This is a genomic window from Rhizomonospora bruguierae (assembly GCF_018397995.1).
Lineage (GTDB): Bacteria > Actinomycetota > Actinomycetes > Mycobacteriales > Micromonosporaceae > Rhizomonospora > Rhizomonospora bruguierae.
In genome coordinates this window covers 31,474-39,738 of record NZ_BBQH01000054.1, presented here as the reverse complement: position 1 = coordinate 39,738, position 8,265 = coordinate 31,474, and the positions used below count along the sequence as shown (strand labels likewise).

11 protein-coding genes are annotated in these 8,265 nt (G+C 74.6%); 4 read left to right on the top strand and 7 right to left on the bottom strand.

Going from position 1 to position 8,265, the window contains the following annotated elements; all coding sequences use genetic code 11:
• Window positions 1-467: DAK2 domain-containing protein (locus tag KJS59_RS23980; protein ID WP_213455227.1), on the bottom strand; the 467-nt coding region annotated here is incomplete at its 3' end.
• 203 nt (window positions 468-670) lie between these two features.
• Here KJS59_RS23980 and rpmB point away from each other — a divergent pair.
• Window positions 671-862: a 50S ribosomal protein L28 gene (gene rpmB / locus KJS59_RS23975; protein ID WP_213455226.1), complete on the top strand. Its 192-nt coding sequence runs from the start codon at window positions 671-673 to the stop codon at window positions 860-862.
• A 173-nt stretch (window positions 863-1,035) separates the two neighbouring features.
• Here rpmB and KJS59_RS23970 read toward each other — a convergent pair whose 3' ends face one another.
• Window positions 1,036-1,503, bottom strand: coding sequence for a GNAT family N-acetyltransferase (locus KJS59_RS23970; protein ID WP_213455225.1), 468 nt, complete (start codon window positions 1,501-1,503; stop codon window positions 1,036-1,038).
• 19 nt (window positions 1,504-1,522) lie between these two features.
• Window positions 1,523-2,461: a thiamine-phosphate kinase gene (locus KJS59_RS23965; RefSeq protein ID WP_213455224.1), complete on the bottom strand. Its 939-nt coding sequence runs from the start codon at window positions 2,459-2,461 to the stop codon at window positions 1,523-1,525.
• Between the two features lie 79 nt (window positions 2,462-2,540).
• Here KJS59_RS23965 and KJS59_RS23960 point away from each other — a divergent pair, with 79 nt between their 5' ends.
• Both KJS59_RS23960 and KJS59_RS23955 read left to right on the top strand, forming a co-directional pair.
• Window positions 2,541-2,774, top strand: coding sequence for an Lrp/AsnC ligand binding domain-containing protein (locus KJS59_RS23960; RefSeq protein WP_213455223.1), 234 nt, complete (start codon window positions 2,541-2,543; stop codon window positions 2,772-2,774).
• 2 nt (window positions 2,775-2,776) lie between these two features.
• Complete coding sequence (locus KJS59_RS23955; RefSeq protein ID WP_213455222.1) at window positions 2,777-3,355, top strand: DUF3515 family protein; 579 nt, start codon at window positions 2,777-2,779, stop codon at window positions 3,353-3,355.
• Here KJS59_RS23955 and KJS59_RS23950 read toward each other — a convergent pair.
• Window positions 3,352-4,455, bottom strand: coding sequence for a D-alanine--D-alanine ligase family protein (locus KJS59_RS23950; RefSeq protein WP_249714800.1), 1,104 nt, complete (start codon window positions 4,453-4,455; stop codon window positions 3,352-3,354). The two genes, KJS59_RS23955 and KJS59_RS23950, sit on opposite strands and share 4 nt — an antisense overlap.
• Window positions 4,456-4,689: 234 nt before the next feature.
• Between KJS59_RS23950 and KJS59_RS23945 the strand changes: the two genes are divergently transcribed.
• Window positions 4,690-5,190 (top strand): protein-tyrosine phosphatase family protein, encoded by a 501-nt coding sequence (locus KJS59_RS23945; protein ID WP_213455220.1) that lies wholly within the window; start codon window positions 4,690-4,692, stop codon window positions 5,188-5,190.
• Between the two features lie 123 nt (window positions 5,191-5,313).
• Here the strand turns inward: KJS59_RS23945 and KJS59_RS23940 are convergent, their stop codons facing one another.
• The 3 genes from KJS59_RS23940 to KJS59_RS23930 are packed head-to-tail and all read right to left on the bottom strand — an operon-like array spanning window position 5,314 to window position 8,185.
• Entirely contained in the window at window positions 5,314-6,456 is a 1,143-nt protein-coding gene (locus KJS59_RS23940; protein WP_376771251.1) for a cystathionine gamma-lyase, read from the bottom strand.
• Window positions 6,453-7,469, bottom strand: coding sequence for an NAD(P)H-dependent glycerol-3-phosphate dehydrogenase (locus KJS59_RS23935; RefSeq protein WP_213455219.1), 1,017 nt, complete (start codon window positions 7,467-7,469; stop codon window positions 6,453-6,455). The genes KJS59_RS23940 and KJS59_RS23935 overlap by 4 nt, the downstream gene beginning before the upstream one ends.
• Window positions 7,466-8,185, bottom strand: coding sequence for a lysophospholipid acyltransferase family protein (locus KJS59_RS23930; RefSeq protein ID WP_213455218.1), 720 nt, complete (start codon window positions 8,183-8,185; stop codon window positions 7,466-7,468). The genes KJS59_RS23935 and KJS59_RS23930 overlap by 4 nt, the downstream gene beginning before the upstream one ends.
• Between the last annotated feature and the right edge of the window lie 80 nt (window positions 8,186-8,265).

Here is an 8,265-nt window from a genome sequence, read left to right as displayed (position 1 = left end):
CCCGCGGCCCGCTCGCCCGCCAGCGCCTCGCCCGCCCGGGCCCCCTCCGCCAGCGCCTCGCCCGCCCGGGCCTCACCCGCCGGCGCCTCGCCTGCCAGGGCCTCACCCGCCAGGGCCTCACCCGCCAGGGCCTCACCCGCCAGGGCCTCACCCGCCAGGGCCTCAGCGATGCCCTTGAGCAGTTGGGACAGGATGACCCCGGAGTTGCCCCGGGCCCCGTACAGCGCGCCGCGCGCCATCGAGCGCAGCGCCTCGGCGGCGGTGCCGGGCGCGCGACCCTCGGCCGCGCCGAGCGCCCGCAGCGCCTCGTGGGCCGAGCCCAGCGTGAGGACGAGGTTGGTGCCGGTATCCCCGTCCGGCACCGGGAACACGTTCAGCCGGTCGATCTCCACCTGGTGCCGGCGCAGCGCCGCCAGCCCGGCCGCGCACCAGCGGCGCACGGCGGCGGCATCGAGCGTCTCCAGCACGCGACCGAGCCTACTGGCGGGCACCGACAGCGCACGTCCGCTGTGCCGGCGCGGCGGTGCGGTGGCGGTGCTGTGCCGGTACGGCTGGGCTGCTGCGGCGGCCCCGGGGGCGGGTTGGCCGGCGCCGCGGCGCGTCGGGTACCCTGGTCCGGTTGCCCGACGTGCGCGGGCCCGCTGATTCACCAGATTCCCAGGAGTATTCCGTGGCTAGCGTGTGCGACGTCTGTGGCAAGGGGCCGGGCTTCGGCCACAACGTGCCGTGGTCGAAGAAGAAGACCAACCGCCGCTGGAACCCGAACATCCAGACCGTGCGGACCCCCGCCGGTGGCGGCACCACCAAGAAGCTGAACGTGTGCACCTCGTGCATCAAGGCCGGCAAGGTGGTCCGCGCCTGACCCGTCGCCGGGTCGGCCACAACATCGTTCGACCAGCCGCCGAGGTCCCCCGCGACCCGGCGGCTGTTTGTGTCTCCGCCCGGCCCCGCCCCCGTAGCCGCCGAGCCACGAAACGTCAGCCGCCGGGCCACGAAACGTCAGCCGCCCGGGCCCGACAGCTCAGCCGCCGGGCCCTACAGCGTGCGGGCGAAGGAGCGGACCCCCGGGTAGTCGCGGTAGTAGCCGAAGTTCTCGCACGGCTCGTACCCCGAGGTCTCGTACAGGCGGATCGCCTCGGGCTGGGCGTAGCCGGTCTCCAGGATGAGGCGCTTGCGACCGCGCCGGCGGGCGGACTCCTCGATCGCCGCCAGCAGCGCCCGAGCCACCCCGCGCCCGCGCACCGGCGGCGCGGTGTACATCCGCTTCAGTTCGGCGGCCGTGCCGCCGTCGCCGTGGCTGCGCCAGGCCGCGCAGCCGACCGGCGCCCCGTCCAGGAAGGCGACCAGGAAGTCGCCCTCCGGCGGCTCGAATTCGCGCGGTTCGACCGGGGTGGCGTCCCCCTCGCTGCCGTACCGTTCGGTGAGTTCGGCGAGAGCAGCGGCCACAAGGGACTGCGCCACCGGGTCGCGGTAGGGCACCGGGCGCACTTCGAGGGCGGTCACGGGCAGCAGGCTAACCGCACTAGCGGAAGTGGTCCCAACCGGGCGGGCCGGCGTGCGGGCGCCCGTCCACGGTGACGCCCTCGCCGTCCCGGACCACGCCGATAGCGCGCCACCCCTCGGGCAGGCCGGTGCCGGGCGGGAAGGTCGCCGCGAGCGCGTGGTCGTCGCCGCCGGTCAGCACCCAGGCGTACGCGTCGACACCCAGCGCCGAGGCGGCGTCGCGCATCTGCGCCGGCAGGTCGAAGGCGTCCCGCTGCACGTCGACGCCGACGCCACTGGCCCGGGCGATGTGCCCCAGGTCGGCGAGCAGGCCATCGGAGACGTCGATCATCGAGGTGGCGCCGGCGCGGGCGGCGAGCGGGCCGGCCAGGTACGGCACCTGCGGCCGCCGGTACGCCTCGACGAGCACCTTCGGCGTGCGGAAACCCCGGGACAGCACCGTGTACCCGGCGGCCGCGTGCCCGAGCCGGCCCGCCACCGCCACCACGTCGCCGGGGCGGGCGCCGGAGCGCAGGACCGGCGGGCGCCCGTGCAGGTCACCGAGGGCGGTGACCGAGATCACCAGCAGCCGGGCGGCGGACACGTCCCCGCCGACCACGCTGGCGCCCAGCGGCGCGGCCTCCGCGGCCAGGCCGTCGGCCAGCTCCTCGGCCCAGCGGGCGGGCAGGTCGGGCGGGGCGCACAGGCCGACCAGCAGCGCCGTGGGGGTCGCGCCCATGGCCGCGATGTCGGCCAGGTTCGCGGCGGCGGCTCGGTGCCCGACGTCGGCCGCCGACGACCAGTCCCGGCGGAAATGCCGGCCCTCGACGAGCACGTCCGTCGACGCGACGACCCGGCCGTCCGCCGCGGCCACCAGCGCCGCGTCGTCACCGGGCCCCAGCAGGACCGCCGGCCCGGCGGCCAACCGGGCCGTCACCCGGGCGATGAGCCCGAACTCGCCGGCCTCGGCCACATTCATCAACGCCTCCCGACCCTCGGTAAGGGATGTGCGGTAGTTTCACGTCAAACCGCCGGCGGCGGCGAAAGGGGTGGTGCTCGTGGTCCAGGCGTACATCCTCATCCAGACCGAGGTCGGAAAGGCACGCGACGTGGCCGCCGCGATCGGCGAGATCTCCGGCGTGGTCCGGGTCGACGCCGTCACGGGCCCGTACGACGTGGTCGTGCTGACCGAGGCGCACAACGTCGACGAACTGGGCAAGATGATCGTGAGCAAGGTGCAGTTGGTGCCCGGCATCACCCGTACCCTCACCTGTTCGGTCGTGCACCTGTAACGATGGCTGACCAGGTAACCCGGAGCGCGGCGCGGCTGGCCACGCTCGTCGCGCTCCCACTCGCGGTCGTCGCGGGGCTGCTGGTGTTCGGCCAACTCGGCGGCTCGGGCGACCCGGCCGCCACGACGGCCACACCGTCCGCCTCGGCGGCGCCCCGGCCCGTGCCGAGCACGCCGGTCGAGATGCCCGCGCCCGCGCTGGCGGCCCGCCAGGCGACGGTCTGCCGCGCCCTCACCGCACAACTGCCGGCCGACATCCGCGAGCTGCCGCAGCGTCGCGTCACCGCCGGGCCGGAGCAGAACGCCGCCTACGGGGAGCCGGCCATCACGGTCGCCTGCGGCGTGCCGCCGGCCACCTACCCGCCCACCGACGACGTGTTCAACCTGAACCAGGTGTGCTGGCACGCGGCGCCGGGCGGCGGCGGCACGGTGTGGACCACCGTGGACCGCGAGGTCCCCGTGCGGGTCGTGGTGCCGGCCGGCTACGAGCAACCCGGGCAGTGGACAATCGCCTTCTCGAAACCCGTCGCCACCTCGGTGCCCTCCCTGACCGAGGGCATACCGTTCGGCTGCACCGGCTAGCGCAGGCCGGAGCCGCGCCGCTGGGCGGTGCGGATGAGCCGGGTGACCAGCTTCGGGTAGTCGATGCCGGTCGCCCCCCACATGCGCGGGAACATCGACGTCGGCGTGAAACCGGGCATCGTGTTGATCTCGTTGAGGTAGACGTCCAGTTCCGGGGTGACGAAGAAGTCGACCCGGGCCAGCCCCGCGCAGTCCAGCGCGGTGAACGTGCGGCACGCGTACTCCTGGATCTGCCGGGTTACCCGCTCCGGCAGCCGCGCCGGGATGTCGTACTCGCAGGCGTCGTCCAGATACTTGGCCTCGAAGTCGTAGAACGCGTGGCCGCCGGAGACCACCCGCACCTCGGCCAGCATGGACGCCTCGGGCCCGCCGCCGTACTCGCCCTCCAGCACACCGCACTCGATCTCGCGGCCCACGATCGCCGTCTCGACGAGCACCTTCGGGTCGACCTCCCGGGCGGTCGCGACGGCGGCGTCCAGCTCCGCCCAGTCGGAGACCTTGGTGATGCCGAAGGACGACCCGGCGCGGGCCGGCTTGACGAACACCGGCAGGCCCAGCCGCTCCTTGTCCGCCTCGGAGAGCGAGACGCCGTCGCGCAGCACCGCGTACGGCCCGTTGGGGATGCCGTCGGCGACGGTGAGCTTCTTGGTGAACTCCTTGTCCATCGCCGCCGCGGAGGCGAACACGCCGGCGCCGACGTACGGGATGCCGGACATCTCCAGCAGGCCCTGGATCGTGCCGTCCTCCCCGTACGCGCCGTGCAGCGCGGGGAACACCACATCCACCTCGCCGAGCGCGCCCGCGCCGTCCGGCGCGTCCAGTACCACGAGGGACGCGCCGGTGGGGTCGCCGGGCAGCACCACGGCGGCACCGGAGTCGGCGGTGATCTCCGGCAGCCGGCTGCCGGAGATGGCCAGGTGGGACGGGTCGCCCGAGGTCAGGACCCACTGCCCGGCCCGGGTGATGCCGACCGGCACCACCTCGAACTCGCTCGGGTCGAGCGCCTCGAGGATGCTGCCCGCGCTGACCGCCGAGATCGCGTGCTCGGTGCTGCGGCCGCCGAACACGACGGCGACACGGGTCTTCCGTGGACTCGTCACGGGCCAGACCCTACTCTGGTTGCCGGCCGCGCCGGCCCGGGAGGCGACTGCCGGGTTGGGATCTGTCCGGCGGGTGCCGGCCTGGGAAACTCCCCTGGTTGTGGATTTTGCCGGCCGCGCCGTCCTGGGAAACGCTGCTGGGTTTGAGACCTGCCAGCCGCGCCGGCCCGGGCAACACTCCATGCCGGCTGATCACGGACGCGGTCCCCCGAACCTGACCGAGAACGAGGCGACATGACACCGCCACTGCACGTGATCGACGCGCCAGCACCCGGGCGGCTGGCCACGATGGCGCACCCGCGCGGGGGAGCGCTGCTCCCGGGCGAGATGGCCGCCCTGGCCGGCGCCGGGGTACGCCTGCTCGTCTCCGCGCTGACCAGCGCCGAGTACCGGCGGCTGGCCCTGGCCGCCGAGCCGCGCGAGGCGCACGCGGCCGGCCTGGAGTTCGTCTCGTTCCCCATCCCGGACCGCCGGACGCCGGCCCCCGGCATCGCCTGCGACATCCTCGTGGACCGGTTGGCCGGCTCACTCCGGCGGGGTGAGTTCGTCGTCATCCACTGCTGGGCCGGGATCGGACGCTCCTCCCTGCTGGCCGCCGCCACCCTGGTACGCCTGGGGCTGACGCCACCCGAAGCGTGGCGGCGGATCTCCGAGGCCCGGGGGCTCCTTGTGCCCGGCAACGACGGCCAGGTCGACTGGTTGGACGAGTTCGCCTGCGCCGCGCAGCGCGCCTGACTGGACGATGAACGGACGGCCCCGACGCGGGCGATCGCACCGCACTCCGCCAAGCCGAGCCGGGCCAGGCCGAACCGGGCCGGGCCGTCAGCGCGACGGGAATGGGCAAGGCGGGCCGGCCGTTCAGGCGCGGTCGAGCGCTCCGTTGATGTCCGCGACGAGGTCCGGGGTGTCCTCGATGCCGCACGAAAGGCGGAGGAAGCCCCCGGTCACCTCGTCGCCCCACTGCGCGCGCCGGTCGGCGCTGGTGTGCACGCCGCCGAATGATGTCGCCGCGAATATCAGCCGGGAGGCGGTCAGGAACCGCCCGACCCGCTCCGCGGAGCCGAGGTCGAACGAGACGATGCCGGGGAGGCGGCGCATCTGCCGGGCCGCCACCTCGTGCGCCGGGTCGCCGGTCAGCCCGGGCCAGCGCAGCCCGGCGACGTCGGGGCGGGCGGCGAGCGACCGCGCCAGGGCGGCGGCGTTGGCCGACTGGCGGGCCAGGCGCAGGTCCAGTGTGGCCAGTGAGCGGTGCGCCAGCCAGGCGTCGAAGGCCCCGGGCACGGCGCCGGTTTGGTTGCGCCACTGCCGGACCCGGGAGAGCAGTTCCCCGTCGCGGGTGGCGAGGTAGCCCAGGAGCAGGTCGGAGTGGCCGGTGAGGGCCTTGGTGCCGGAGGCGACCACCACGTCCGCGCCGAGGTCGAGGGGGCGCTGGCCGAGCGGGGTGGCGGTGGTGTTGTCGACGGCGACGAGCGCGCCCGCGGCGTGCGCGGCGGCCGACAGGGCGGCCAGGTCGGCCACGTCCAGGCCGGGGTTGGCCGGGGACTCCAGCAGGACCAGGGTCACCCCGGCGAGTGGCGGGTACGGGCCCGCCGTGGGGGCGGTGAGTACCCGCACCCCGATCCGCTCCAGGGTGCCGGCGGCGAACGCGCGGACCAGGTAGTACCCGTCCGAGGGCAGCAGGACGGTGTCGCCGGGGTTCAGCAGGGTCAGCAGGAGGGCGGTGATGGCCGCCTGGCCGGACGCGAACGCCAGGCACGAACCGGCCTCCAGCGAGCCGATGGCCTCCTCCAGCCGCCGCCGGCTCGCGTTGTCCGGCCGGCCGTACCCGTCCGGGGCGGCGGCCGGACCGGCGACCGGGTCCAGGTGGTACGGGGCGGCGAAGACCGGACCCGGCAGGAACGGCTGCCCCGGCACGGGGGCGGGCAGGCCGGCGTGCGCGCAGCGGGTGCCGTCACCCCACTCGTTCACCCCGGCCTCGCTTCCTCCGGCGGCCTCGCTCACCCCGGCACCACATACTCCGGCTTCGTCTCCCGGCTCATCAGGATCTTGATGGCCAGACGCGGGTCGATGCCCTCGTGGCAGACCCGCTCGACCTGCTCGGTGATCGGCATCTCCACCCCGTGCGAGCGGGCCAGGTCGCGGATCGCCAGGCAGCTCTTGACCCCCTCCGCGGTCTGCCGGGTGGCCCGCTGGGCCTGGTCCAGGGTCTCGCCGCGCCCCAGCCGCTCCCCGAAGGTGCGATTGCGGGACAGCGGCGAGGAGCAGGTGCCCACCAGGTCGCCGAGGCCCGCCAGACCGGCGAAGGTGAGCGGGTCGGCACCGAGCGCCACGCCCAGCCGGGCGGTCTCGGCCAGGCCGCGGGTGATCAGCATGGCCCGGGTGTTGTCGCCGAGCCCCATCGAGGTGGCGATCCCGTAGGCCAGCGCGATCACGTTCTTCACCGCGCCGCCCAGTTCGCAGCCGATCACGTCATGGTTCGTGTACGGGCGCAGGTACGGCGTGGTGATCGCCCGCTGGACGAGCGTGGCCCGGGCCCGGTCGGTGCAGGCGACCACGGTGGCCGCCGGCTGCTCCTGGGCGATCTCGGGGGCCAGGTTCGGGCCGGAGACGACCACCACGCGGTCCTCCTCGACCCGGGCGGTCTCCACGATCACCTCGCTCATCCGCTTGGTGGTGCCCAGCTCGATGCCCTTCATCAGCGAGATCAGCGTGGCACCGGGGGAGATCGTCGGCGCCCACTCGGCCAGGTTCCCGCGCAGCGTCTGCGACGGGACGGCGAGCACCACCAGGTCCGCATCCTTGATCGCCTCGGTGTGGTCCGTGGTCGCGGTGACGTTGCCGGCCAGCCGCGCCTGCGGCAGGTAGTCCACGTTCGTGCCGCTGTCGCGGATCGCCGCGACCACCGACTCCCGCCGGGCCCACATCGTCACGTCGGCGCCGGCGTCGCCGAGCACCTTCGCGAACGCGGTACCCCAGGACCCGGCGCCGAGCACCGCCGCCTTGACGCGGCTCATCGCTGGTCGCCCCCTTTCCGGGCGGTCGGCTGGTACAGCGGCGGCGGGGTCTCGCCGCGCAACTCACCGACCATGTCCCGGACCCGGAGCATGATCTCGTCGGTCATCTCCTGCAGGACGGCCGGCGTGGACGTGGCGCCCCGCCAGCGGGAGAGGTCGACCGGCGGCCCGGCCGCGACCATCACCGGGATCCGGGGGCGCAGTCCGAGCTTCTTCGTGCGCGGATCGAACATCCGCTGCGGTCCCCACATCGCGATCGGCACCACCGGAGCCCCGGTCGCCAGGGCCAGCCGGGCCGCGCCGGTCTTGCCGCGCATCGGCCACAGGTCCGGCTCCCGGGTGGTGGTGCCCTCCGGGTAGACGACCACCGCCTGCCCGTCCTTGATCGCCTGGACCAGCGAGTCCAGCGATCGGGCCGCCTCCGCGGTGCCCCGCTCGACCGGCACCTGGCCGACCTCGCTGAGGTACCAGCCCAGCACCGGCACCTTGAACACGCTCGCCTTGGCCAGGAACCGGGGCCAGCGTCCGGCGTCGAAGATGTAGTGCGCGGAGACGAGCGGGTCGGCGTGCGAGAGGTGGTTCGGCACCAGGATGACCCCGCCGCTGGCCGGGATGTGTTCCATGCCGGTCCAGGTGCGTCTGGTCCACACGTTCAGGACCGGCTTGACCACGGCGACCGCGAACCGCCGCCAGAACCCCAGCCTGCGCCGTGCCACCGGCCCGCCTCCTCGTACGCTCCCCGCCTGCGAGGAATCATGCCTGGTCGGGCGAGCGGGAGCCAGCGCGGGGCGCCCCG